Raw genomic sequence first — 24,458 nt, 5'->3', positions numbered from 1 at the left:
GGCTGAGTGATTCGGGGAGCTTCCGAGCGGAGCACGTGAAGCGGAGTCCCCTTAGGTCCACAGACGAAGAAGCCCTTCCGAGCGCAAGCACGGAGGGGCTTTCTTCGTCTGTCTGGTCCTCGCTTACCTGCGATTCGCCCGGTAGTACTCGAGGAGGGCCCTGGTCGACGCATCCTGCGCCTCGATCGCCGACTCGTCGCCGCCGATCGCGGGGGCGATCTGCATCGCGAGCTGCTTGCCGAGCTCGACGCCCCACTGGTCGAACGAGTTGATGCCCCAGATCGTGCCCTGGGTGAACGTGATGTGCTCGTAGAGGGCGATGAGCTGGCCGAGCACCTGCGGCGTCAGGGCAGGCGCGAAGATCGACGTCGTCGGTCGGTTGCCGGCGAACGTGCGGGCGGCGACGAGAGCACCCGTGGTGCCCTCGGCCTCGACCTCCTCGGCGGTCTTGCCGAAAGCGAGCGCCTTCGTCTGGGCGAGGAAGTTCGCGAGGAAGAGCTCGTGCACGTCCTGGCCGCCATCGCTGAGCGGGTACGCCGGGTTCACGAAGGCGATGAAGTCGGCGGGGATGAGCCGGGTGCCCTGGTGGATCAGCTGGTAGAACGCGTGCTGGCCGTTGGTGCCGGGCTCGCCCCAGAAGACCTCGCCCGTGTCTGTCGTGACGGGCGTGCCGTCCCAGCGGACGGACTTGCCGTTCGACTCCATCGTGAGCTGCTGCAGGTATGCGGGGAACCGGCTCAGCTGCTGCGCGTAGGGCAGCACGGCGTGCGTCTCGGCGCCGTGGAAGTTCACGTACCAGACGTTGAGCAGGCCCATCAGCACGGGCACGTTGCGCTCGAGCGGCGTGGTGCGCACATGCTCGTCGACGGCGTGGAACCCGGACAGGAGATCGCGGAAGGTGTCGGGGCCGAGAGCGATCGCGAGCGACAGGCCGATCGCGGAGTCGACCGAGTAGCGACCGCCCACCCAGTCCCAGAACCCGAACGCGTTGGCGGGGTCGATGCCGAAGGCGGCGACCTTGTCGAGTGCGGTCGACACCGCGACGAAGTGGTGCGCGACGGCGTCGGTGCGCGCGTCGTCATCGTCGGAGATGGCACCGGATGCTGCGAGGCCAGCCCACAGCCAGTCACGCGCCAGGCGGGCGTTGGTGAGCGTCTCGAGGGTGGTGAAGGTCTTCGACGCGACGATGAAGAGCGTGGTCTCTGGGTCGAGGTCCGCGGTCTTCTGGGCGAGGTCGGTGGGGTCGATGTTCGACACGAACCGTGCCTCGATGCCGGCATCCGCATACGGCTTCAGTGCCTCGTAGACCATCACGGGGCCGAGGTCGGAGCCGCCGATGCCGATGTTGACGACGTGAGTGACCTTCTTGCCGGTGATCCCGAGCCACTCGCCCGCGCGGACCCGCGTCGCGAACGCGCTCAGTGCGTCGAGCACCGACTGCACGTCCGCATCGATGTTCTGGCCGTCGACGACCAGCGCGGGGGAGGCCCCTTCAGGGCGGCGGAGCGCCGTGTGCAGCACGGCACGGTCCTCGGACGTGTTGAGGTGTGCTCCCTCGAGCATCGCCGTGTAGCGCTCGGCCACGCCGGTCTGCTCTGCGAGGTGCACCAGCGCTGCGAAGACCTCGTCGGTGACGAGGTTCTTCGACAGGTCGACGTGGAGATCGCCGAGCGGGAACGAGAAGCGCTCGGCGCGGTCGGCGTCGGCGGCGAACCACCCGCGCAGATCGGCGCTGATCGACTCGCGGAGCGCGGCGAGCTCGGACCAGGCGGGAGTGAGTGTCGGATCAACAGGAGCGGTCATGGATCCACGGTACTGCGGTGGGCGACCCGATGAGCCCGTGATGACGCGCGGGGTCGCTCTAGGATTGCTGCGATGACCGACACGGCCCCCGAAACCACCGCAGACCGGCGGATCAGGGCGTCCGTCGCCCGCCGATTCGTGCGGGATCCGCTGATCGTCGGGCTCGTCCTGCTCGCCGCTGCGATCGTCTGGACGCTCGCGGGCGATGATCTGGGCTTCTTCTCGTTCCTCCTGATGCTGATCGGAGGGTGGAGCCTCGCCTTCTCCTTCGTGAACGCCACCATGGAGATGCGACCCGTGCGCAACGGCGTCGTGCTGGAGCTCGGCGTGGCAACGGTGCTGACCGCGCTCATGCTCTTCGTCATCGAGTTCGGCGGGGACGATCTTCTCGACGGCCTTCCCGAATCCGTGCGGGCGGTGATCGTGGTGCTGCAGATCGCGGCGGCCCCCGCCACCGCATGGATCTGGCTCGGGCTGCTCTCACGGATCACCGATCTGTTCCGCCGTCGGGACACGAAGCAGCCGGCACCCACGCCACCCGAATGGCAGCGGGAGGACGGCGGCGACGGATCACGTGTCGAGTTCCCGGCGCTCGATCTGCGGATGCGCTCGCTGACCCTCGGGATCATCGGAGTCGTCCTGATCGTCGGCCTCGCGGGAACCGCACTGCTGATCGCGTTCGGCGATGCGGTGATGAACATGGGCCCCCGGATCGCGATCATCGTCATGGGCGTGGTCGTCGGGCTTCCGGTGTACCTCGTGCTCAGGGCTGCGCTGCGACGTCGGACGCTCTGGTGCACGCTCGCGTTCGGCAACGACGAGCTGCGGATCCGCATCGGCTCGTCGCGCCCTCGCATCCCGTTCTCGGAACTCCAGACCCTCGTCTGGCGGATGCGCAGCGACTACGCCCGGGTGGAGGTGCGAGGTGCCGGTGTCGACCTCTCGCTCATCGTCGGCCTCGCGAAACCTCCGACAGGCCGCACTGCGGAGCTCCCCCCACTGCCCCGACGCGTGTTCCGTCGACTGGAGCGCGCGGGACTCACCGTGGAGCGCTCTCGTCGTGACGAGGTCGTGACGTTCCGCCGCGCCGTGTGATCGCACGTGCGTGCACGCGGGAGCACCCGCACGAGGTACGGTTTCTTTCATGGGAAGACTGCGGTATGACGGCACATCGGAGCCGATACTGATCGACGACGAGACGCTCGCACACCTCAAGGTCATCGTCGGCACGAAGCTGCGCCGCCAGGAGAGCTTCATGATGACCTGGCACCCGCGCGAGGGAGGCGACACCGGTCGCCTGACCGTGTGGATCCACCCCGCCATCCCGCTGCAGTTCCTCTTCACGTCGGCGGAGTCGCTGCCCGTCGAGAAACACCGCATCGAGGACATGATGCGCTCCCTCAACGCGACCGGTGAGCTCGTGATCGACGACTACGTCGGACCGACCGTCGCGGACGGAGACAAGCCGCGCGCCTGAGCTACTCGGCCGGATACCCGTCGGCCTTGAGCAGCCGGGCGAGCTGCGCCGCGTTGCGGGCGGCCGTGGCCGTGGCCTGAGCGACCTTCTCTGGCGTCTCATCGAGATCCTTGTAGTCCACGGTCTGCATCGCCTCGCCGTTCCAGTACACGGACCCCTGCGCCGGCACCGAGTAGCCGATGTCGTTCAGCGACTGGAACAGGATCGCGGCGATATGGTGCGCGCCGTCCTCGTTGCCGACGATGCCCGCGATCGCGACCTTGTCGAACAGGATCGGCCTGCCCTCGTCATCGGACTCGCTCAGTTCGGCGTCGAGCCGTTCGAGCACGCGCTGAGCGACGCTCGAGTGCTGGCCCATCCAGGTCGGGGTGAGGAACACGAGGATGTCGGCGGCATGCACCTTCTCGCGCAGCGTCGGCCACTGGTCGTCGCCGCCCATGTCGGCCTCGACGCCCGGGCTGATCACGTGATCGACGGCTCGTACGATCTCTCCCGAGACCCCGTGCTCGCCGAGGGCGGCGAGGATCTGCGACCCGAGCAGGTCGGTGCTCGAGTCCGCGGGGGAGGGCTTCAGGGTGCAGGAGATGGCGAGGGCGGTCAGTTGTGCTGTCATGTCTGCACGAAACCACCATCGCCGCGGATCCCCCAGGGGGTTCCGTCACCGGGGCGTCTGCGCTAGACGGTATCCTGGATGACGGCCGTTACGACAGGAGACCCCGTGATCCTCAGCTTCATCTTCTTCATGATCCTCTTCCTCGGAGGCATCTGGCTCATGGGGTTCGCTCAGTCGCTGGAGGAATTCCAGGCGATCGTCTTCGTCGCCGGACTCCTCATCACCAGCCTGTCGCTGGCTTTCATGATGCGTCAGCGCGGGTCGGCCACCCGCCGCAAGGACAACTGGTCGGGCAACCCGACCGAGTGATCGGCGCCGCCCGCCGGAACTCTCAGCTCCGCTTGACGAGTCTCATCTCGAGGTTCGCCTTCACCGCGGGCCATTCGGGCTCGATGATCGAGAACTCGACGCTGTCTCGCAGGGCGCCGTTGCGGTAACGGCTCATCGCGCGCATGACGCCGTCCTGCTTCGCGCCGAGCCTCTCGATCGCGGCGCGGGACTGGAAGTTCATCCACTGCGTGGTCAGTCCCACTCGGAACACGCCGAGGTCTTCGAACGCGTGGCGGAGCAGCAGCAGTTTCGACTCCGCATTCGTGCCGGTGCCGTGCGCGGAAGGGCGATTCCACGTGTACCCGATGTGCAGCCGGGGTGCATCCTCGTCGATGTCGTAGTACGACGTCAGGCCGAGGATGCGGCCGGACGAGTCGAACGCGGTGAAGGGGATCATCCCGCCGCTGTCGATGAGGCCGATCCGGCGATCGATCTCGGCGGCGAGTCCCTCGGGCGAGGGGACGGACGTGTACCACGCGTTCTTCCACAGGTCTCCCTCGAGAAGGGCGTCGAGGAGCCCGTCGTGGTGGGAGACCTCGAGCGGGCGGAGCTCGACGAGGCGTCCGGTGAGGGTGATCGGGGCAGGCGCGGTGCGGAACGTCATGCTGTCATTCAACCAGCGGCGAGACCTCCGGATCGTCAAGGGCTCGGCAGGCGATGCTCCCACTGGCCGCTGCCCATCCTCGCGCCGACGTAGGTGGTCTCTCCCACCCGACGGAGCAGCCGCTGGTAGGCGAGCACGATCTCGACCGTCACACCCAGGTCGAAGGCGAGGCTCGCGGGGTGCGGCCCTCGTGCCTGCTCTGCCGCGGCATACGCTGCGGGGTCGATCAGCAGCCGCGCAGCCCATTCGTCGGCGCGTCGCTCCTGGCGATCGCGTGCGGCGGCATCCGCCGTCGGGGTATGTCCGAGCATCGCGTGCGCGAGCTCATGCGCCAGCACGCTGCAGGTCGTCCGCACGCTCAGTCCAGGAGCCACCCGGATCGTGGCGGTGCGAGGCTCGTAGCCGCCGAACGTGCGTCCGGACCGCTCGATGAGGTGCAGCCCGTTCTCTTCGAGCAGGCGGAGGAGGTTCTCCATGAGGCCTCCTCGTCGCGGGGTCGTCAGTCGTAGAGATCGTCGGTGTCGTCGTCGTGCGCGAGGGGCGACTCGAACGCCACCTCTGCCTCATCTTCGCGCCGGCCGCGGACATCGGTGCGGGGGCGGAGAGGCGTGACGGTCGCGGTGTGGAGGCCGCCCTCGGCGCGCAGTCGTTCCTCGGCGCGGCTGAGGACGAGGTGCGGCTCGAGATCGAGCGACGCGCTGACGGCGTAGAGGACCGGGATCGGGATGGCGCGTTTGCCGGTGACGTAGTTGTCGAGGGCGCTGCGGGCGATGCCGATCTCGCGCGCCATCGCCGCGATGCTGCTGCCTGCGGCGCCGATCTCGCCTCGGAGCTGGCGCCCGACGGCCGCGTTGAACTGCTCGCCCGGTGTCTTCACGTGAGTCACGATAGCACCGGGATGAAGCCAGGATGCCGTCATATTGGACCGAGAGGGCCTTGTCGCCCATCATGCGTGGCGATACTGTCTACAGGTGACGACAGATCTGCGACGAGCGGTGGCATTGACCGTGAGATCCGAACTCGTGCGCGCGGGCCGAACCGTCCCGTGGCTCTCAGATGAGACGGGCATCGCCTTGCATGTGCTGCAGAAGCAGCTGGCGATGCAGCTCGACTTCACGGTCACGGACCTGGCCGAGATCGCGGGTGCCCTCTCGATCGACGCCGCGCGGCTCTTGCCACGAGTTGGCGATCGGTGACAAGCACCGAGCGGTGACTGACGTACGCGCACCTCGCGTCTCGAGACGCGATCGCACTAGCGTGGGGGTATGAAGACCGTCCCGTTCGGATCCGCCACCGCCCCCGCCGTCGTCGCCGGAATGATGCGCATCGACGACAAGGATGCCGCGCAGATCCGTGAGTTGTACGACACCGCCCGTGCCGCGGGGATCGATTTCTTCGACCACGCCGACATCTACGGCGGGAGCATGCACTTCTGCGAGGCGCGATTCGCCGACGCGCTCGGGCTGAGTTCCGCCGAGCGCGAGGAGATCGTGCTGCAGACCAAGTGCGGCATCAACCCCGCGGAGGGATCTTTCGACTTCTCGTACGAGCACATCGTCCGCCAGGTCGAGGGTTCGTTGACGGCGCTGCGCACCGACCACATCGACGTCCTTCTGCTGCACCGTCCTGATGCCCTCGTCGAGCCGGACGAGGTCGCCAGGGCGTTCGACGAGCTCGAAGCCGCAGGGAAGGTGCGCGCGTTCGGCGTCTCGAACCACACCCCTCGCCAGATCGATCTGCTCCGCACGGCCGTGACGCAGCCGCTGATCGCCAATCAGCTGCAGCTGTCGATCACCCACGCGCCGATCATCGCCCAGCCCGTCGCCGCCAACATGGTGGGTGAGGATCAGAGCATCGTCCGCGACGGCGGCGGCATCGTCGAGTACTGCCGCATCAACGGCATCACGGTCCAGGCCTGGTCGCCGTTCCAGGGCGGATTCTTCACCGGGGTCTTCCTCGGCAACCCCGAGTACGCCGAGCTCAACGCGGTGCTCGACCGTCTGGCCTCGTCGTACGGGGTCACGCCGATCGCGATCGCGACGGCCTGGATCACGCGGCACCCCGCCAAGATGCAGGTCGTGCTGGGCACGACCACGCCCGAGCGAGTGCGGGACGCGGCGGCGGGGGCCGATATCGAACTCACACGCGCCGAGTGGTACGAGCTCTTCCGGGCGGCGGGGCACCTGCTCCCGTAGTCCGGGCGTGACGCACGCGCGTCGTCTACCCTGAACTCATGCCGTTCCTGTTCTCGATCCTCGTCATCGCGCTGATGGTCGGCGCGCTCGTGGACATCATCAAGCGCGAAGACGCACAGGTGAGGTTCCTGCCCAAGATGGCGTGGATCGTCATCGTCATCCTGCTGCCGCTGATCGGCAGCCTGCTGTGGTTCGCGATCGGCCGGGAATACTCGGAGGCGGGCTTGCGCATCCCGCGCATGCGTCCCGCCGCTCGACCGACGACGCGTCGTCCGGACCCGCGCCCCGCTGTTGCGCCGGTCGACACTCGGAGCACCGAGCAGCAGATCGCCGACCTCGACCGCGAGATCGAGGAATGGCGTCTGCGGCAGGAGATCGAGAAGCGCCGTAGCGAGGGTGGAGAGTCGCCCGCGGGGTCGGAGCCTGCTGCGGGCTAAGCAGCCGCCGCGACGTCGAAGGACTCCCGGATGGCGTCCTCGAGCTTCGGGTAGGCGAACTCGAAGCCGGCCAGAGTGAGCTTCTCGGGGATCACCCATCGGCTCTTCAGGATCAGCTCTGTCTCGGTGCGGATGCCGATGGCGCCGAGCTCGAGCATCCAGCGGGGCATCGGCGGTCCGAAGCCGACGCCGAGCACTCGGCGCACGGTGGCCATGAACTCCGCGTTGTCGGACGGGTTCGGAGAGGCGGCGTTGACCGGCCCCTCGAGAGACGGAGTCGCCTCGAGGAAGTTGATGATGCGCGCGACGTCTTCGACATGCACCCAGCTGAACCGCTGCGCTCCCCGCCGTGCGCCGGGGAGGTGCCCCGTGCCGGCGGCGCGACGGGCGCGGCTCACGGGCCACGGGCCGTCGTGCTGGGCGCCGCCGAGGCCGAGCCGGGCCAGGTTCTTCAGGGGGCCGAGCACGCCTCCGTGGCCGAGCACGATGGCGCTGCGCAGTGCGACCCGGCGGGTGTGCGGCAGGTCGTCGGCGAACAGTGCGCGTTCCCAGGCCTTCGCCACCTCGACGGAGAAACCGGTGCCGAGGTCGCCGGACGACTCGGTCATCGGACGGTCCTCTGCATGGCGGTAGATCGTCGCGGTCGACGAGTTCACCCACAGCGACGGGGGGCTCGATGCCTTCGCGATCGCGGTGCTCAGCGACGACGTGGTGTCGAGCCGCGAGCGGAAGATGGCTGCGCGGTTGTCGGGGGTGTACCGGCAGTTCACGCTCTTGCCGGCGAGACCGATGACCAGCGCGGAGCCGTCCACGGCGCGGTCGATCGCATCCTGGTCGCCCCAGGCGATGTCGGCGCCCGACCGTGAGATCGTGATCACCTCGCGCCCCGCCGCGCGCAGGCGCGGGATCAGGTACTGGCCCATGAACCCGGTGGATCCGCCGATCACGACGGGGCCTTCGGGGGAAGGGATGGCATCCGTCACGGGGTCTCGCTCTCGATCGCGTACTCGAAGAATCCGGTGTACTCGTACACGCGACCGAGCAGGGGAGCATCGATCGTCATGTTCACGTGGTGCCGCTCGCGCTCCTCGTCCCAACGCTCGACGAGGCCGATGCGCGGACGCAGGAAACCCGGGGCGGCGATGCGAAGACGTCCGAACCGCATCCCGACCCGACGGATGGTGAGCACGACCGCTCCGTCGCGGACGTCGATGTCGAAGGTCGTCACGACCGTGCGGTGAGGGCCGATCTCGTTGCGCAGGATCCGGTTCGCACCGAGCGAGACGACGTCGGGCATCACCCACGTGCGTCCGGGGAGTTCGAAGTGCCTGACGGCCACGGCCGTCCCGTCGATCGTGCGGTTCTCGATCCGGAACGGGACGTCCTGCTCCCATCCGGCGAACGCGACGCCGAGCGCCTCCGCGATGCGGAACACCGGCCACAGCCACCGATGCCGCGAACCCGCGCTCGTGAAGACGCCGGTGCCGACTCCGACGTGGCCGTCGGGGATGGTGCGGAAGTACCAGGCCGTCTTCGGATGGAGTTCGGAGATGCGCTCGCCGAGAGCCCGTTCGTAGGGCGACCCCTGTGCGGTGTCCGCTGCTGTCACCCCTTCACCCTATCGAGCGGCGGGGCGCAGCAGCCGGTCGAGCAGGGCGAGCGCCTCCTGCTGGGGCGCCGAGTCGTCGAGCAGCCACTGCGTCTGCAGGCCGTCGGATGCCGCCACGATGAGTGCGGCGACGGCATCGGCATCCACGTCGTCGCGCATGCGTCCGCTCTCCTGCTGGCGTCGCACGACGTCGGCCATGTCTGCGCGCAGACGGGAGAACCGCGTCGTGGCGAAATCGCGTGCTGCGGGGTGGCCCTCTTCCAGCGCGGCGGCGACCAGCGTCGAGTAGAGCTGCACGAGGCCGGGGATCTCGCGGTTGGTACGAGCGGACTCGAGCATGCGCGAGGTGGGGGTGGCGTCATCGGGGAGCGTATCCGGCTGCTGTCGCTCGGGGGCCGTGCTCTCTTGGTAGACCGCCACCAGCAGCTCCTCGAGTGAGCCGAAGTAGTGGGTGAGGGCGGAGTGCGTGACGCCGACGGCGCTCGCGATCGCGCGCAGGCTCGTGCGGTCGGCGCCCCGTGCGGCGAAGACCTCGATCGCCCGGTCCAGGATCTCCTGACGGCGGGCGATCCCTTTCGCGTATGCGCCGCGCGGACGGGGGCGGTCCTCATCGGCGGCGGGGAGGTCGTCGGTCATGGGACGAGTGTAGCGAAATGAAAACTTCCGCGCGGAGGTATTTGCTGATAGCGTGCTCGGACAGACGGGTCGTCGAGCCCGCACGTCGCCGCAGACTGAAGGAGAGACCAGTGACGATCCAGACTTCCATCCAGCTGTTCACGATCAAGGACCAGCTGGAGGCCGACCTCGAAGGCTCACTGAAAGAGGTCGCCGCCCGCGGATTCACCGCCGTCGAGCCCTATGACTTCGTGCGCCGGGCGCAGCCGATGGCCGATGCGCTCACGGCAGCCGGTCTCACCGCGCCCTCGGGCCACGCGTTCCTCGCCTCGCAGTCGTTCGTGAACCCCGACGGCAGCGGCACCACGCTGCCCGTTCCCTCGCCCGCCGAGGTGTTCGCCGCCGCCAAGGTGCTCGGCATGGGCACGGTCATCGATCCGTACACCGAGCCCGCCCGCTGGGAGTCGATCGAGCAGATCGAGGAGACGGCCCGCCTGCTCAACGAGGCTGCCGCCGTCGGCGCGAGCGTCGGCGTGCGCGTCGGCTACCACAACCACGCGCATGAGCTCGAGGCCGTGTTCGACGGCGTGACCGGACTCGAAGTGCTCGCCGGCCTGCTCGACGAGCGCGTCGTGCTCGAGGTCGACCTGTACTGGGTCGCCCGCGGAGGCGTCGACCCTGTCGCACTGCTGCAGCGTCTCGGCGACCGCGTGATCGCGGTGCACGCCAAGGACGGAACACTCGACCCGGCTCTTCTCGCCGCCTACCCGCCGGCCGACCAGGTGCCTGCGGGGGAGGGCACTGTCCCGCTCGTCGAGGCCATCGCCGCGGCTCCGGCCCTCGAGCTCGCGATCGTCGAGTTCGACCACTTCGAGGGAGACCTGTGGGCCGCCGTCGAGCGCAGCCGCGTCTACCTCGACGAGAAGGTGGCCGGCTGATGGCCATCGGCAACGGACCCGTCGGCGTCGGCATCATCGGCGCGGGCAACATCAGCGACCAGTACCTGTCGAACCTCACGACGTTCCCCGATGTGCGGGTGCTCGCCATCGGCGACCTGCTCGTGGACCGTGCGAAGGCGCAGGCTGAGAAGTACGGCGTCCCGCGTGCGGGTGGCGTCGATGCGGTGCTGAACGATCCCGAGATCGACATCGTCGTGAACCTGACGATCCCGGCCGTCCACGTCGAGGTGTCCGAGGCGATCATCGCCGCGGGCAAGCATGTCTGGACCGAGAAGCCGATCGGTGTGAGCCGTGACGAGTCGCTGCGTCTGCTGCAGACGGCGAATGCCGCGGGGCTCCGCGTCGGCGTCGCGCCCGACACCGTCCTCGGACCCGGCGTGCAGACCGCGAAGCGAGCGATCGCACGCGGTGACATCGGTCGGCCGCTCTTCGCCCAGACCACCTTCCAGTGGCAGGGGCCGGAGATCTTCCACCCGAACCCCGCGTTCCTCTACGCCAAGGGCGCAGGGCCACTGCTCGACATGGGGCCGTACTACGTGTCGGCGCTCGTGCACGTGTTCGGTCCCGTCGCGGCCGTCGCCGCCCTCGGGCTGCAGGGCACACCGACGCGCACGGTGCAGGTCGGCGAGCTCGCCGGTCAGGAGTTCCCGGTCGAGATCCCGTCGACCTTGAGCGTGCTCATGGACTTCGAGCAGGGCGGACAGGCGCAGAGCCTGTACAGCACCGATTCGCCCCTGCTGCGACAGGGCATCGTCGAGATCACCGGCACCGAGGGCACGATCGTGATCCCCGACCCGAACACGTTCGGCGGGCCCATCACGATCACTCGTCCGCTGTCGCGGGTCTTCGTGCCGCCGGAGCCGACCGTGCAGGACGTCGTCGACGTCGAGCAGGAAGGTGTGCTCTCGGGTCGCGGCGTCGGTCTGCTCGACATGGCGCGCTCGATCGCTGCGGGCCGCCCGCACGTCGCCACCGGCGAGTTCGGGTACCACGTGCTCGACACCCTGCTGTCGATCGAGGAGGCGGCGGAGTCCCGCAGCTTCGTGAAGGTCGAGAGCACTCTCGACGAGGTCGGTGCGATCGACGCCGGCTTCGACCCGTTCGAGTCGACTCTCTGAGATACGTCGGTGGCGGTGAGGAGCGCGGTCAGCGCGTCCTCGCCGCCACATGACGGTCGACGTTCGCGGGCGAGAGCACCTCGCGCGCGACCATGATCGCTGCACCGAGCACGGCCGCGCGGTCACCGGCCTGCGACTGCACGATCGCGAGATGCTGCGTGGCGAGGGGGATCGAGCGTCGGTAGACGACCTCTCGCACCCCGGCGAGAAGGTGCTCACCGGCCCGGGCGATGCTGCCGCCCAGCACGATGATCGACGGGTTGAGCAGGTTGACGACCGTGGCGAGGACCTCGCCCACATCGCGACCCGCCTGTCGCGTCGCCTCGATGGCCGCGGCATTGCCGCCGCGGACGAGGTCGACGACGTCGGCAGGACTGCTCGCCTCGTGCCCACCCGCACGCAGAGCCGTCGCCAGCGCGGCGCCGCTGGCGAGGGCCTCGAGGTCACGCTCGTCGCCGGGTTCCCTGGCTGAGCCGGATCCGCTCGGAACCTGTACGTGCCCCATGTCTCCCGCCGAGCCCTGGGCGCCGCGCTGCAACTGGCCGCCCGCGATGATCCCCGCGCCGATGCCGGTCGACACCTTGACGAAGATCAGGTCGTCGACGTGCGGCCAGGTCGTGGCGTGCTCGCCGAGCGCGAGGATGTTGACGTCGTTGTCGACGAGGACCGGTACGTCGAAGGTGCGCTGCACGTAGCCGGGGACGTCGAAGCGGTCCCACCCGGGCATGATCGGCGGATTGGTCGGCCGCCCCGTCGAGTGCTCGACCGGGCCCGGAACCCCGATCCCGATGCCGAGCAGCGAGATCCCGGCGGAAGCGGGGGCGTCGAGAAGGGCCGCGCCGTCGGCGAGGATCACATCGAGGAGGCTCTCGGGTCCGTCGCCGATGTCGATCGTGCGTGTGCGCGAATCGAGGATCACCCCGGCGAGATCGGCGACCGCGATCGTCGCGTGCGTGGCGCCGAGGTCGACGGCCAGCACCACGCCGGCGCGGGAGTTGAAGGCCAGCCGGGCGGGCGGGCGTCCGCCGGTCGAGACCGCCTCTCCTGCCGGACGCAGCAGGCCGGCGGCCAGCAGTGCGTCCACTCGCAGCGCCACCGTCGAGCGTGCGAGGCCGGTGAGGGCTGCGAGCTCGGCCTTGGTGCGGGCGGTGCCGTCGCGGAGGATCTGGAAGATCTCTCCGGCCCCGGGATTCGCCGCCGCGGCGGGGCGAAGTGCGTCAACCATTGCGTCAGTAAACCACAGCACTTACGTGCGTCCTCGATTGACTTCCGATTCGTTACGAAGAACTTTTGACGGAGGTCTAGCAAAAGTCCCCGACGCTGTGTCAGACTCACCGGCATGACAACGGATGTCACCGACACCGGTCTCGGAACGATCCGAGCCGGCATCCTCGGCGGAGGATTCATGGCACGCGTACATCGCACCGCGGCTCGCGACGCAGGAGGCGAGCTCCGCGCCGTCGCCACACGCTCCGCATCGGGAAGCAGACAGGCGGCCGACGAGCTCGGAGCCGGTCGCGCCGAGACCGATGTGGCCGCGCTTCTGGATGCCGAGGACATCGATGTCGTGCACATCTGCACCCCCAACGCCACCCACGCCGACCTCGCCCTCCGTGCGCTCGACGCCGGCAAGCACGTCATCTGCGAGAAGCCGCTGGCGACGAGCGCCGACGACGCGAAGCGGCTCGTCGACCTCGCGGCAGAGCGCGGTCGGGTCGCCGCCGTGCCGTTCGTCTACCGGTATCACCCGATGGTGCGCGAGGCGCGGGCCCGCGTCGCCCGGGGCGACATCGGAGAACTCCTCACGCTGGACTGTTCGTACCTGCAGGACTGGATGCTGCTCCCGACCGACGACGATTGGCGGGTGCGCTCGGCGACAGGCGGTGCCTCCAGGGCGTTCGCCGACATCGGTTCGCACCTGTGCGACCTGATCGAGTTCGTGATCGGCGAGCGCATCCGCTCACTGAGCGCCCGGACCCGCCGCGTGTTCGACGAGCGCGCAGGGCGGACGGTCGACACCGAGGACATCGTCGCGATCCTCGTCGAGACGGAATCGGGTGCGCTCGGCACGTTGCTGATCTCGCAGATGGCCGCAGGGCGCAAGAACGCGTTGACGCTCGAGCTGCACGGATCGCTGCAGAGCCTGCGCTTCGAACAGGAGCGCCCGGAGGAGCTGTGGGTCGGGATGCGGCAGGAATCGCGCATCCTGCTGCGCGACCCCGCCACGGCCGCACCCGATTCGGCCCGTCTGCAACGGGTCCCCGCAGGCCACGCGATGGGCTATCAGGACGCGTTCAACGGGTTCATCGCCGACGTGTACGCGGCGATCGGAGGCGCGGATCCGACGGGGCTGCCGACATTCGAAGACGGATATCGGTCCGCCGTGCTGACCGAGGCCGTTCTCGCCTCCGCGGCCACGGACGGTCGCTGGACGGAGGTGGCGGCATGACCGCAGCAGTCGACACGCAGGCGGTGCTCGAGGTCTCGGGCATCCGCAAGTCGTTCTTCGGGGTCGAGGTGCTGAAGGGCATCGACTTCGACGTGCGTCCCGGTGAGGTGCATGGTCTGGTCGGTGAGAACGGGGCGGGGAAGTCCACGCTCATGAAGATCATCGCGGGAGTGCAGCCCGCCGACGAAGGCGTCGTGCGATACCGCGGTGACGAGGTGCATCACACGCACCCTCGGCAGGCGATGGACGACGGGATCGTGACCGTCTTCCAGGAGTTCACGCTGCTTCCCGAGCGCACGGTCGCGCAGAACGTGTACCTCGGACGCGAGCCCCGACGCGGCGGTTTCGTCGACCGCAGGGCCATGGTCACCCGGACGGCGGAGCTCCTCGCGGATCTCGGCGTCTCTTTCATCGATCCGCAGGCGCGCGTCGGCTCGCTGACGGTCGCCGAGCAGCAGATCGTCGAGATCGTGAAGGCGCTGTCGTTCGATGCGCGGGTCATCTCGATGGACGAGCCGACAGCGGCGCTCAGCGACCGCGAGGTCGAGCTGCTGTACGCGATCATCCGTCGGCTCACCTCTCGCGGTGTCGCGGTGATCTACGTCTCGCATCGGCTGAAGGAGATCTTCGACCTCTGCGACCGCATCACGATCCTCAAGGACGGCGCACTCGTGTCGACCGATGCGACGGCCGACCTCACCACCGACGAGCTCGTGCGCCGCATGGTGGGGCGCTCGATCCAGTCGTACTTCCCGGATGCCGTCGACGGCACGGTCGTCGGCGAGCCGCGGCTCGAACTCGAGGGCTGCGGCAACGCCTTCGTCGACGAGATCTCGCTCTCGCTCCGCGCGGGGGAGATCGTCGGGATCGCCGGTCTGCAGGGATCCGGACGCACCGAGCTCGTCGAGGGCATCTTCGGGATCGACCCGTTCGTCCGGGGGAGCATGCGCGTCGACGGCGCATCCACGCGCATCACGAGTGCGCGAGCAGCGGTGCGGGCAGGACTCGCACTCGTCTCGGAAGACCGCAAGGCACAGGGCCTGGCGCTGGGCCAGTCGGTGCTCGACAACTCGCTGCTCGTCATCCGGAGCGTGTTCTCCGCCCGCACCTCGTCGTCTCGCCGAGAGGTGCCGGGAGTGCTCAGCTCGCTCGAGATCAGCTCGCGCGGGCTCGACCAGGAGGTGCGCTTCCTCTCGGGCGGCAACCAGCAGAAGGTCGTGCTCGCGAAGTGGCTGCTCACTCAGCCGCAGATCGTGCTCTTCGACGAACCGACCCGCGGCATCGACGTCGGCGCGAAGTACGCCGTCTACCAGCTCATGCGAGATCTCGCGGCACAGGGCAAGGCGGTGCTGATGGTCTCGAGCGAGCTCCCCGAGGTGATCGGCATGAGCGATCGGATCCTGGTCATGCACGACGGCGAGCTCGTCGCAGAGCTGCCGGCGGGGTCCGCCGAGCACGAGATCCTCGGGGCCGCGACCGGAGCGATCCACCCGCACGATGAGGCCACAGACGGAGGTGCACGATGAAGCGCATACGGATCGACTCGACGGTCATCGTCCTCGGCATCCTCATCCTCGCCCTGATCGTCGGCGCGATCCTCGTCGCCACCGTCGGGCGCAACTTCTTCAGTGCGGGCAACATCCGCGACATCCTCACCGGGATGAGCGTGCTCGGACTCGTCGCGATCGGTCAGACGCTCGTGGTGCTCGGCGCCTCGCTCGACCTCTCGGTCACCTACGTGATCAGCCTCTCGAGCCTGTTGGCCGCCACGATCATGAACGGGAGCCCCGGAAACATCCCCGCCGCGGTCGCGGTCACCCTGTTCGTCTGCGCCGGGATCGGCCTCGTCAACGGACTCATCGTCACCGTGCTCAAGGTGAACGGCTTCATCGCCACCCTCGGCGTCGGGCTGATCCTGCAGGGCATCCTCAACACCAACTTCGAGGGCTCGTCAGGCAACGTGCCGTGGGAGTTCCAGTTGATCGGCGCCACGGGCGTCGGTCCGATCCCCGTCTCGACCATCATCATGGTCGCGCTCGCCGCTGTCGTGTGGTTCCTGCTGAACCGCACCCGCACCGGCGCCCACCTGTACGCGGTGGGCGGGGATCCTGAGATCGCCCGACTGTCGGGGGTGCGCACCCGCCCGCCGCTGATCGCGGCTCATGTGCTCTGCTCCGTCTTCGCGGGACTCGCAGGACTGCTGCTCGCCAGCAGGCTCGGTGTCGGCAGCCCGACCGTCGGCCAGCAGGGCGGCTACGCGCTCCTGTCGATCGCGGCCGTCGTGCTCGGCGGCACACTGCTGCTGGGCGGCAGAGGATCGATCTGGGGTGCGATCGGCGGAGTCGCGATCCTCGCGGTGGTCGACAGCGTGATGAGCGTCATGCAGGTGAACCCGTTCCTGAAGGACGTGGTGCGCGGCGTCGTGATCGTCGCCGCCGTCGCGGTGTACAGCCGACGAGCCATCGTCCGTCGCCGCCCGCGCTTCGGCCCAGGGGGCACGAGAACCGGGGGAGACGACGCCGCCAAGGCGGCCGAGCCCGAGATGGCGGCCGCCGCCTCAGAACTCGCCGATACGGGCACTGCTGCGGAAGGAGGGCGCTCATGAACGCACTGCGTGCACTCGTGAGTCCCCGGGGCGCGGTGTTCCTGCTGCTCGTGATCCTGCTCATCGCCGTCACGATCCTCAACCCGAGCTTCGCCGAACCCGGGCAGTTCATGCGGTTCATCCAGCGGGTGGCCCCGATCGCGATCGTCGCGATCGGCCAGTACTTCGTCATCATCGCCGGAGAGTTCGATCTGTCGCAGGGGTCCTTGATCACCGCGCAGGTGATCATCGCGGGCAACCTGGTGGGCGAAGACGACTCCCGCACCATCCCGGTGCTGCTGCTCATGGTCGTCTTCGGCGCCGTGGTCGGACTCGTCAACGGAGTGATCACGACTCTGCTCAAGGTGCCGTCCTTCATCGTCACTCTCGGCATGATGCTCGCTCTCCTGGGTGGCGTGATGTGGTGGACGGGGGGAGCAGCCACCGGCAACCCCGCAGACAGCTTCCGCGAGATCGGCCGCGGCGGCATCCGCGATGTGCCCCTGCTCGAGTTCATCCCCTGGGCGGTGTTCATCCTGATCGGCTGGCTCGCCCTCGGCATCTGGATCACGAAGCGGCCCCTCGGAAAGCTGCTCATCGCGGTCGGCGACAACGCCACGGCGGTCGACTTCGCCGGTGCCCGGAGCGCCTGGGTCACGACCCGCGCGTTCATGATCTCATCGCTCTCCGCCACGCTCTCGGCGGTGCTGCTGGTCGGCTATGCGGGGGTGCACCCGTCGGTCGGTCGAGGCTACGAGTTCGTCGCGATCACGGCGGTCGTCCTCGGAGGCGTCGTGCTCGGCGGCGGCCGGGGCTGGATCGTCGCCGCCGCTGCAGGAGCCTTCGCGCTCGAGGCCCTGTTCATGCTGCTGAACATCGCCGGCGTCCCCTCGACGCTGCGCGACGCCGTGCAGGGAGTCATCATCATCGCCGCCGTCGCCTACTCCGCCGTCGCGTTCCGTGCTCGGCGCAGGCGCGGCCCCCGGACTTCTCCCGAGCTCAGTACCTCGGAGACCGCAGGAACCGCAGAATCCGTATCCACCGCAACATCCCGCACCATCCACACAGAAACCAGAGGAGATTAGCAATGCGACGATCAATGAGGATCGCCACCGCAGGGGTGGCTCTCTTCGGCCTCATCGCGCTCGCCGGGTGTACGACAGACCCGTCCGTGGCGCCGGCCGAATCCGACAGTCCCGACGAGTCCGCCGAGACCACCGAGTGGTTCGACCAGGAGCTCTTCGACAAGCAGATGGAAGAGCGCGGCGTCGAGCCCCAGGGCCCGGCCGACGAGCCGTATCTCCAGCACATCAACGCTGAGATGGTCGACACCTCCGAGTTCGCGAGCGAGGGAGCCAAGAAGGCCTGCTTCGCGAACGCGTCGATCTCGAACCCGTGGCGTCAGACCGGCTGGATCACGATGAACGAGCAGCTCAAGTCGCTGCAGGAAGCCGGAGCGATCAGCGAGATGGAGACCCGCGACGCGCAGGACTCCGATGACACGCAGATCGCCGACATCGACTACTTCATCGCCGAGGGCGGCTGCGACGTCTTCCTCATCTCGCCGAACAGCACGGCGGCGATGACTCCGGCGGTCGAGCGGGCATGTGAGACCGGCAAGCCGGTCATCGTCTTCGACCGCGGAGTGAACACCGACTGCCCGGTCACGTTCATCCACCCCATCGGCGGATTCGCGTGGGGCATCGACACCGCCGAGTTCCTCATCGACAACCTCGAAGAGGGCGACAAGGTCGTGGCACTGCGCATCCTTCCCGGAGTCGACGTGCTCGAACACCGGTGGGCCGCCGCGGAGAAGCTCTTCGACGAGGCGGGCATCGAGGCCGTGGACTACTTCACGGGTGCCGACCCCGCCGAGATCAAGAGCATCATCAGTGACGAGCTCGCCAAGGGCGACGTGCAGGGCATCTGGATGGATGCCGGCGACGGTGCGGTCGCGGCGATCGAGGCATTCGAGGATGCCGGTGCCGACTACCCGGTCATGACCGGCGAGGACGAGATGAGCTTCCTGCGCAAATGGAAGGAGACGGGTCTCACGGGTCTCGCGCCGGTGTACTCGAACTTCCAGTGGCGTACGCCGCTGCTCGCCGCGCAGATGGTCTTCGCGGGTGAAGAGGTTCCCAAGGAGTGGGTGCTGCCGCAGAAGCCGATCACCGAGGCGGAGCTCGACGACTACCTCGAGGCGAATGACGGCATGCCCGACGGGCACTACGCCAAGTTCGGCGGGGAGAACCTTCCCGGCTACCCCACGGTCTGGCAGGAACGTCAGATCCCATAACCCGCAGTGACGCTCCCGCCCTTCCCTCCGCACGCGCGCGGATGGGAGGGTGGGAGCACACGCGTCATCCCCGAAGGAGCAGGATGCCTCGCACGATCGCCGTCAACACGTGGGTGTGGACCTCTCCACTCACCGATGCGACGCTCGAGCCGCTCGCGCGGAAGGCCGCCGAGATGGGCTACCAGGCGCTTGAGCTGCCGCTCGAGAACGTCGGCGACTGGGATCCTGGACGCACCCGCGAGGTCCTGGACGGACTCGGGCTCGGTGCGATCGTCGTCGGGGCGATGGGCCCCGGCAGGTCGCTGCTCGCGAGAGCGGGAGACGTGGCCGGGACGCAGGACTACCTGCGCTCGTGCATCGACGCGGCCGACACGCTCGGATCGGATGTCGTCGCCGGCCCCTTCTACGCACCGACCGGAGTGACCTGGCGGATGACGCCAGACGAGCGCACGGAGGTCGTCCGAGAGTTGCGCGAGAATCTCCGCCCCGTGGCCGAGGAGGCCGCATCCAGGGGCATCGCGCTGGCGATCGAGCCGCTCAACCGCTACGAGACCAGCGTGCTGAACACGGTCGAGCAGAGCCTGGATGCGCTCGAGCCTCTGCTCGGTGCAGGCGTCGGACTCGCGCTGGACACCTACCACCTCAACATCGAGGAGAAGAAGCCGGCGGATGCCATCCGAGCCGCGGGGGCGTCTATCTCCCACGTGCAGGTCTGCGGCAGCGATCGGGGAGCGGTCGGCGATGATCACACCGACTGGCCGGAGCTGCTGAGCGCTCTCGACGATGCGGGCTACCGCGGACCGCTCGGACTCGAGAGCTTCACGGGCGAGAACGCCACGATCGCGGTCGCCGCATCCGTCTGGCGTCCTCTCGCACCGAGTCAGGACGAACTCGCCCGCCGCAGCATCCATGCGCTCAGGGCGCTCGGCGCCTGACGCCGTCACGCGATACGAAGGAGTGTCCATGACCACCCACCCCGTCACACTGTTCACCGGCCAGTGGGCCGACCTGCCGTTCGAGGAGGTGGCCCGACTCGCGGCCGAATGGGGCTACGACGGCCTCGAGGTCGCGGCCTCCGGCGATCACCTCGATCTGCGGCGGGCCGACGAGGACGACGCCTACGTCGCCTCCCGCCTCGAGATCCTCGATCGACACGGGCTGAAGATCTTCGCGATCTCGAACCATCTCGCCGGTCAAGCGGTGTGCGATGCGCCGATCGACTTCCGTCATCGGGCGATCCTGCGCGACTACGTGTGGGGTGACGGCGATGCCGAGGGCGTGCGCACCCGTGCAGCGGATGACATGAAGCGGGCGGCGCGCGTGGCACGCAAGCTCGGCATCGACACGGTCGTCGGGTTCACCGGGTCGTCGATCTGGCCTTATCTGGCGATGTTCCCGCCGGTGCCGGCGTCGGTGATCGAGGGCGGCTTCGAGGACTTCGCCGCCCGCTGGACCCCGATCCTCGATGTGTTCGACGGCGAGGGCGTGCGCTTCGCCCACGAGGTGCACCCTGGCGAGATCGCCTACGACTACTGGTCGTCGGTGCGGGCGTTGGAAGCGATCGATCACCGGAAGGCGTTCGGCTTCAACTGGGACCCGTCGCACATGATGTGGCAGAACATCGACCCGGTCGGGTTCATCGTCGACTTCGCCGACCGGATCTACCACGTGGACTGCAAGGACACCCGGATGCGCCCGCACAACGGCCGTGCCGGGGTGCTCGGCTCGCACCTGCCGTGGGGCGACCCGCGCCGCGGCTGGGACTTCGTCTCGACAGGTCACGGTGACGTGCCATGGGAAGACGCGTTCCGCGCGCTCGAGGCGATCGGCTATGCCGGACCCATCTCGATCGAATGGGAGGATGCCGGTATGGACCGGCTGCACGGAGCACCCGAGGCCCTCCACTACGTGCGATCGCTGCTGTGGCCCACGCCCACCGCATCCTTCGATGCCGCCTTCAGCAATCAGGAAACCGGAGCCACCCCATGACCATCCAGCACACCGTCGTCTTCCGCCTGGTGCACGATGCGGGTTCGGCAGAGGAGCGCGAGTTCCTGGCCACCGGCCGGGCGGTGCTCACCTCGATCCCCGGGGTCGAGGACTTCACGATCCGCAGGCAGGTGAGCCCGAAGAGCGACCTGGAACACCAGTTCTCGATGGTGTTCCAGGATGTCAGCGCCTACCGGGCGTACAACGAGCACCCCGCGCACACCGCGTTCGTGTCGGAGCGGTGGATGCCGGAAGTCGCGGCGTTCCAGGAGTACGACTTCGAGGAGTGAGCGGCGCGAGCCGTGACCTCGGTCAGGAGGCCGAGTCGCGCAGCTTCACCAGGCGCTCGTGCCCGGTCTCCTCGAGCTCGGCGATGCTCTCGCGCGACTTCAGGAAGTCCGAGAACGACCGGTAGCCGAGAGCCTTCTCGCTGAACGACGGATCCATGCGTCGCATGTGCGTCTTCACGGCCGAGCTGTGCAGCCACTCGTCGGCGTCGGTCTTGTCGTGACCGAGACGCAGCGCCCGCTGCAGCAGTTCGGTCGCCTCGCCCTGCTCGGTGCCGTCGTTCAGGTCTTCGGCCTTCGCCGGCGCTGCGGCCGCGGCCTTCGCCTTGGCGGTCTTGGCAGGCTGCCTGGACTTGGGCTTCACCGCGGGCTCGGGCTCGGCGACCGGCTCGGGGACCTCCACGGCCGCGGGGGCGGGGGCTGCGGCCTTGGTCGGTCGCACGACGCCGGGAAGCGAGTCGTAGGCCTCGAACTCGTCGCACGCGGCGGCCAGCGACTTGGCGGTGGAGCCGGCGACGCCGACGCCGATGACATAGCGGCCCAGGCGCTTGCAGCGCTGAGCGAGCGGCACGTAGTCGCTGTCCCCGGCGACGATCACGACGTGGGTGAGGTCGGGCAGACGGAACATGTCTTCGACGGCATCGACGGCCAGACGGATGTCTGCGCCGTTCTTCGCATAGGCCGCGGCGGGGAACAGCTGCACGAGGTCGACCGCACGCGCGACGAGCTGCGAGCGGTACACCGCGTTCACCGGAGACGACCAGTCGGCGTAGGCGCGGGTGAGCACGAGAGTGCCGAACGAGGCGGCGTAGTCGATGATCGCGCCGACCTCGATCATCGCGCGGGAGAGCCGCTCGGTGACCTCGGGGTCTGAGGGGTTCTCGGTGATGCGCTGGCGGTCCTTGCCGTAGGCGTTGCGTCCGTGCACCCGGTCGTACCAGGAGATGACGATGTTGTCGAAGTCGAGATAGACGGCGACGCGCGCGTCGTGTGCCTCAGCCATTGTGTGCTCCTTCGCCCGGGTACCGCACGCCGATCTGGGCGCGGATCTCGTCGAGGGTGCCCATGATGGCGACGCTCTCGGCGATCGGCAGGATGTCGCCCTCGAGCAGGCTCTCGCGCACGAGTCGCTCGGCGGCATGCGCCTGGTACTCCATGCCTCGACCCGCGACGTCGGAGGAGTACTCCTCGACGACGGTGCCGTCGGGAAGGACCACACGGAACGTCGTCGGGGCGTACCAGACCTGATCGATGTCGATACGCGCCTTCGTGCCGATGATGCTCGCGGCGTTCGGGCCGGCAGCCCTCGACGACGACAGGGTGGTCGAGATCGCGCCGCCCTCGTGCGTCATGATCGTCGCGACCTCGGCATCAGCGCCGGTCTCGATCAGGCGGGCGACCGACTGGATGCCGGTCGGGGCACCGAGGATGTCCCACACGAACGAGATCGGGTAGATCCCCAGGTCGAGCAGCGCGCCGCCGCCGAGCTCGAGCGCGTTCAGCCGGTGAGCGGGGTCGGTGGGCAGGAGCTGCGTGTGGTCGGCGCTGACGGCACGGATCTCGCCGAGCGTGCCGGCGGCGATGATCTCGCGGATGCGGACCATGTGCGGCAGATACCGCGTCCACATCGCCTCCATCGCGAGGAGTCCGCGTTCGGCCGCCAGATTCTGCAGCTCTTCGGCCTCGCGTCGGTTGAGGGTGAACGGCTTCTCGACGAGCACGTGCTTGCCGGCCTCGAGCGCGAGACGGGCGGTGTCGTGGTGCATCGGGTGCGGTGTGGAGACGTAGATGATGTCGACATCGGGGTCGGCGACGAGCGCCGCGTACGACGGGTGCGCGTGCGCGATGTCGAAGCGAGCGGCGAACGCATCGGCCGACTCCTGCGAGCGAGAGCCGACCGCGACGAGATCGAGCCCTGCGGTGCGCAGATCGGATGCGAAGGCGGCGGCGATGCCGCCGGTCGCGAGGATTCCCCAACGAAGACCAGTCATGGTCTCAGCGTAGAGGGTGCGGCCGACAGCCGGGACGATCAGGCGAGAGCTGCGAGCGTGCGCTGTGGCACGAGAGGGAAGACCTGCGCGGCGATCCGCTCGAGCTCCTCGTCGAGCGGCGATGCCTGGATCAACAGCAGCGTGATCCCGGCATCCGCGTAGTCGTGGATCCGCTCGGCGACTTGCTCGGCCGTGCCGACGAGGTTCGGGCGGAGACCTCTGGTGCCGACCGAGTACTCACGACGGGTGAGCTCGAGCGACAGTTTCGAGTTGCGCTGGAACTCCTCGAACGACGCGTAGCCGGGAGAGTCGGGGTCGACGGTCGTGATGCGGTCGAGCTCGCGCTGCGCCTCGGCCTCGGTGTCTCGGACGATCACGTACGCCGGCATCCCGAACTCGGCGATCCGGCGGCCGTGCAGCCGCTCGGAGCGGGCGTTCATGTCTGTCACGTTGGCTCGAACCTCGTCGAGCGTGCCGCCGTGCATGACGTACGCGTCGGCGAAGCCGGCGATCGACTCGCGCCCCGCCTCGCTCTCGCCGCCGGCGAAGATCACGGGATGGCTCGACGGCTTCGGCTCGACGATCGTCCCGTCGAGGGCGTAGTGCGAGCCCTGGAACGAGTACGGCGTCTGCTCCCACAGGCCGTTCAGCACCGTCACGAACTCCTCGGCCTGCACGTAGCGTTCGTCATGGGTCGTGAACTGCCCGCCGAACTGTCGGGCCTCCTCCGCCCACCACGCGGCGACGACGTTGAGGGAGACGCGACCAGGGGCGACCTGATCCAGCGTTCCGACGGTCTTCGCGAGCACGGCCGGGAGGTGGAAGCCGGGGCGCACGGCGGTCATGACGCGCAGGCGCTCGGTGACGGCGAGGATGGCGGCCGACAGCGACCAGGCCTCGAGGCTCGGTGCGTCGGTGCCCTTGCGGTCGTTGAGGTAGAGCTCCGGAACAAGCGTGGTGTGGAACCCGAGGCGGTCGGCCTTCACCGACACCTCGCGGATGTACTCCCAGGTGGCAGCCATCCGGCCTTCATCGGTGACGTTGCGCAGGAATCCGCCGTAGACAGGGGTCCAGTATCCGAGGTCGATTGCCATGAGAGCTC

The 24,458-nt window shown here is 68.5% G+C and carries 28 protein-coding genes; 16 read left to right on the top strand and 12 right to left on the bottom strand.

Features of this window, described 5'->3' with window-relative positions:
* Positions 1 to 123: 123 nt before the first annotated feature.
* Positions 124 to 1,803, bottom strand: a complete 1,680-nt coding sequence (gene pgi / locus RQG77_RS18650; protein WP_311246079.1) for a glucose-6-phosphate isomerase — start codon at positions 1,801 to 1,803, stop codon at positions 124 to 126.
* Positions 1,804 to 1,875: 72 nt separating this feature from the next.
* Here pgi and RQG77_RS18645 point away from each other — a divergent pair, with 72 nt between their 5' ends.
* The gene (locus tag RQG77_RS18645) at positions 1,876 to 2,898 is read left to right on the top strand and encodes a hypothetical protein (protein WP_311246078.1); all 1,023 of its coding nucleotides are present in this window, start codon (positions 1,876 to 1,878) and stop codon (positions 2,896 to 2,898) included.
* Between the two features lie 49 nt (positions 2,899 to 2,947).
* On the top strand, positions 2,948 to 3,280 hold the full coding sequence (locus RQG77_RS18640) for a hypothetical protein (RefSeq protein WP_311246077.1): 333 nt from the start codon (positions 2,948 to 2,950) through the stop codon (positions 3,278 to 3,280).
* Between the two features lies 1 nt (position 3,281).
* On the opposite strand, the gene RQG77_RS18635 is transcribed toward RQG77_RS18640, so the two are convergent.
* Positions 3,282 to 3,893 (bottom strand): NAD(P)H-dependent oxidoreductase, encoded by a 612-nt coding sequence (locus RQG77_RS18635; protein ID WP_311246076.1) that lies wholly within the window; start codon positions 3,891 to 3,893, stop codon positions 3,282 to 3,284.
* A 78-nt stretch (positions 3,894 to 3,971) separates the two neighbouring features.
* Between RQG77_RS18635 and RQG77_RS18630 the strand changes: the two genes are divergently transcribed.
* Complete coding sequence (locus RQG77_RS18630; RefSeq protein WP_311246075.1) at positions 3,972 to 4,202, top strand: hypothetical protein; 231 nt, start codon at positions 3,972 to 3,974, stop codon at positions 4,200 to 4,202.
* Positions 4,203 to 4,224: 22 nt separating this feature from the next.
* On the opposite strand, the gene RQG77_RS18625 is transcribed toward RQG77_RS18630, so the two are convergent.
* The 3 genes from RQG77_RS18625 to RQG77_RS18615 are packed head-to-tail and all read right to left on the bottom strand — an operon-like array spanning position 4,225 to position 5,704.
* Positions 4,225 to 4,827, bottom strand: a complete 603-nt coding sequence (locus tag RQG77_RS18625) for a GNAT family protein (protein ID WP_311246074.1) — start codon at positions 4,825 to 4,827, stop codon at positions 4,225 to 4,227.
* Between the two features lie 35 nt (positions 4,828 to 4,862).
* A complete protein-coding gene (locus RQG77_RS18620) occupies positions 4,863 to 5,303 on the bottom strand; it encodes an ImmA/IrrE family metallo-endopeptidase (RefSeq protein ID WP_311246073.1) in 441 nt (146 codons plus the stop codon).
* Between the two features lie 23 nt (positions 5,304 to 5,326).
* Positions 5,327 to 5,704 carry a helix-turn-helix transcriptional regulator gene (locus tag RQG77_RS18615; RefSeq protein WP_311246072.1) on the bottom strand — a complete coding sequence of 126 codons (378 nt, stop codon included), beginning with the start codon at positions 5,702 to 5,704 and terminating at the stop codon, positions 5,327 to 5,329.
* Between the two features lie 94 nt (positions 5,705 to 5,798).
* On the opposite strand from RQG77_RS18615, the gene RQG77_RS18610 reads away from it, so the two are divergent.
* From RQG77_RS18610 to RQG77_RS18600, 3 genes are all read left to right on the top strand, one after another.
* Complete coding sequence (locus RQG77_RS18610; protein WP_311246071.1) at positions 5,799 to 6,023, top strand: XRE family transcriptional regulator; 225 nt, start codon at positions 5,799 to 5,801, stop codon at positions 6,021 to 6,023.
* 69 nt (positions 6,024 to 6,092) lie between these two features.
* Positions 6,093 to 7,022 (top strand): aldo/keto reductase, encoded by a 930-nt coding sequence (locus tag RQG77_RS18605; RefSeq protein ID WP_311246070.1) that lies wholly within the window; start codon positions 6,093 to 6,095, stop codon positions 7,020 to 7,022.
* 38 nt (positions 7,023 to 7,060) lie between these two features.
* Complete coding sequence (locus RQG77_RS18600) at positions 7,061 to 7,459, top strand: PLDc N-terminal domain-containing protein (protein WP_311246069.1); 399 nt, start codon at positions 7,061 to 7,063, stop codon at positions 7,457 to 7,459.
* On the opposite strand, the gene RQG77_RS18595 is transcribed toward RQG77_RS18600, so the two are convergent.
* Genes RQG77_RS18595 through RQG77_RS18585 form a run of 3 tightly spaced genes read right to left on the bottom strand, consistent with a single transcriptional unit; the run spans position 7,456 to position 9,704 of the window.
* Positions 7,456 to 8,442 carry a DUF1731 domain-containing protein gene (locus RQG77_RS18595; RefSeq protein WP_311246068.1) on the bottom strand — a complete coding sequence of 329 codons (987 nt, stop codon included), beginning with the start codon at positions 8,440 to 8,442 and terminating at the stop codon, positions 7,456 to 7,458. The two genes, RQG77_RS18600 and RQG77_RS18595, sit on opposite strands and share 4 nt — an antisense overlap.
* Positions 8,439 to 9,068: a DUF4166 domain-containing protein gene (locus tag RQG77_RS18590; RefSeq protein WP_311246067.1), complete on the bottom strand. Its 630-nt coding sequence runs from the start codon at positions 9,066 to 9,068 to the stop codon at positions 8,439 to 8,441. The genes RQG77_RS18595 and RQG77_RS18590 overlap by 4 nt, the downstream gene beginning before the upstream one ends.
* 9 nt (positions 9,069 to 9,077) lie before the next feature.
* Positions 9,078 to 9,704 carry a helix-turn-helix domain-containing protein gene (locus RQG77_RS18585; RefSeq protein ID WP_311246066.1) on the bottom strand — a complete coding sequence of 209 codons (627 nt, stop codon included), beginning with the start codon at positions 9,702 to 9,704 and terminating at the stop codon, positions 9,078 to 9,080.
* Between the two features lie 110 nt (positions 9,705 to 9,814).
* Here RQG77_RS18585 and RQG77_RS18580 point away from each other — a divergent pair, with 110 nt between their 5' ends.
* Both RQG77_RS18580 and RQG77_RS18575 read left to right on the top strand, forming a co-directional pair.
* Positions 9,815 to 10,621 (top strand): sugar phosphate isomerase/epimerase, encoded by an 807-nt coding sequence (locus RQG77_RS18580; RefSeq protein ID WP_311246065.1) that lies wholly within the window; start codon positions 9,815 to 9,817, stop codon positions 10,619 to 10,621.
* Entirely contained in the window at positions 10,621 to 11,760 is a 1,140-nt protein-coding gene (locus tag RQG77_RS18575; protein ID WP_311246064.1) for a Gfo/Idh/MocA family oxidoreductase, read from the top strand. Before RQG77_RS18580 ends, RQG77_RS18575 begins: the two co-directional genes overlap by 1 nt.
* Before the next feature lie 28 nt (positions 11,761 to 11,788).
* On the opposite strand, the gene RQG77_RS18570 is transcribed toward RQG77_RS18575, so the two are convergent.
* On the bottom strand, positions 11,789 to 12,985 hold the full coding sequence (locus tag RQG77_RS18570) for an ROK family protein (RefSeq protein ID WP_311246063.1): 1,197 nt from the start codon (positions 12,983 to 12,985) through the stop codon (positions 11,789 to 11,791).
* Between the two features lie 114 nt (positions 12,986 to 13,099).
* Between RQG77_RS18570 and RQG77_RS18565 the strand changes: the two genes are divergently transcribed.
* The 8 genes from RQG77_RS18565 to RQG77_RS18530 all read left to right on the top strand — a co-directional run bounded on the left by RQG77_RS18565 (position 13,100) and on the right by RQG77_RS18530 (position 21,368).
* Positions 13,100 to 14,209 carry a Gfo/Idh/MocA family oxidoreductase gene (locus tag RQG77_RS18565; protein ID WP_311246062.1) on the top strand — a complete coding sequence of 370 codons (1,110 nt, stop codon included), beginning with the start codon at positions 13,100 to 13,102 and terminating at the stop codon, positions 14,207 to 14,209.
* Positions 14,206 to 15,735, top strand: coding sequence for a sugar ABC transporter ATP-binding protein (locus tag RQG77_RS18560; protein ID WP_311246061.1), 1,530 nt, complete (start codon positions 14,206 to 14,208; stop codon positions 15,733 to 15,735). Before RQG77_RS18565 ends, RQG77_RS18560 begins: the two co-directional genes overlap by 4 nt.
* Positions 15,732 to 16,814 (top strand): ABC transporter permease, encoded by a 1,083-nt coding sequence (locus RQG77_RS18555; RefSeq protein ID WP_311246060.1) that lies wholly within the window; start codon positions 15,732 to 15,734, stop codon positions 16,812 to 16,814. Before RQG77_RS18560 ends, RQG77_RS18555 begins: the two co-directional genes overlap by 4 nt.
* On the top strand, positions 16,811 to 17,878 hold the full coding sequence (locus RQG77_RS18550; RefSeq protein ID WP_311246059.1) for an ABC transporter permease: 1,068 nt from the start codon (positions 16,811 to 16,813) through the stop codon (positions 17,876 to 17,878). Before RQG77_RS18555 ends, RQG77_RS18550 begins: the two co-directional genes overlap by 4 nt.
* A 2-nt stretch (positions 17,879 to 17,880) precedes the next feature.
* On the top strand, positions 17,881 to 19,089 hold the full coding sequence (locus tag RQG77_RS18545; protein WP_259162013.1) for a substrate-binding domain-containing protein: 1,209 nt from the start codon (positions 17,881 to 17,883) through the stop codon (positions 19,087 to 19,089).
* An 83-nt stretch (positions 19,090 to 19,172) separates the two neighbouring features.
* Positions 19,173 to 20,024, top strand: a complete 852-nt coding sequence (locus RQG77_RS18540; RefSeq protein ID WP_311246058.1) for a sugar phosphate isomerase/epimerase — start codon at positions 19,173 to 19,175, stop codon at positions 20,022 to 20,024.
* Between the two features lie 28 nt (positions 20,025 to 20,052).
* Positions 20,053 to 21,078, top strand: coding sequence for a sugar phosphate isomerase/epimerase family protein (locus RQG77_RS18535; protein ID WP_311246057.1), 1,026 nt, complete (start codon positions 20,053 to 20,055; stop codon positions 21,076 to 21,078).
* Positions 21,075 to 21,368, top strand: coding sequence for a Dabb family protein (locus tag RQG77_RS18530; protein WP_311246056.1), 294 nt, complete (start codon positions 21,075 to 21,077; stop codon positions 21,366 to 21,368). Before RQG77_RS18535 ends, RQG77_RS18530 begins: the two co-directional genes overlap by 4 nt.
* Before the next feature lie 22 nt (positions 21,369 to 21,390).
* Here the strand turns inward: RQG77_RS18530 and RQG77_RS18525 are convergent, their stop codons facing one another.
* Genes RQG77_RS18525 through RQG77_RS18515 form a run of 3 tightly spaced genes read right to left on the bottom strand, consistent with a single transcriptional unit; the run spans position 21,391 to position 24,450 of the window.
* On the bottom strand, positions 21,391 to 22,368 hold the full coding sequence (locus RQG77_RS18525; RefSeq protein ID WP_311246055.1) for an NYN domain-containing protein: 978 nt from the start codon (positions 22,366 to 22,368) through the stop codon (positions 21,391 to 21,393).
* On the bottom strand, positions 22,361 to 23,356 hold the full coding sequence (locus tag RQG77_RS18520; RefSeq protein ID WP_311246054.1) for a Gfo/Idh/MocA family oxidoreductase: 996 nt from the start codon (positions 23,354 to 23,356) through the stop codon (positions 22,361 to 22,363). The genes RQG77_RS18525 and RQG77_RS18520 overlap by 8 nt, the downstream gene beginning before the upstream one ends.
* 38 nt (positions 23,357 to 23,394) lie before the next feature.
* Positions 23,395 to 24,450 carry an LLM class flavin-dependent oxidoreductase gene (locus RQG77_RS18515; protein ID WP_311246053.1) on the bottom strand — a complete coding sequence of 352 codons (1,056 nt, stop codon included), beginning with the start codon at positions 24,448 to 24,450 and terminating at the stop codon, positions 23,395 to 23,397.
* Positions 24,451 to 24,458: the final 8 nt, after the last annotated feature.

Origin of the sequence: Microbacterium sp. WCS2018Hpa-23, assembly GCF_031843845.1 — a bacterium.
Classification (GTDB): domain Bacteria; phylum Actinomycetota; class Actinomycetes; order Actinomycetales; family Microbacteriaceae; genus Microbacterium.
The sequence above is the reverse complement of the archived record's forward strand: the minus strand, read 5'-3'. Positions and strand labels throughout refer to the sequence as shown.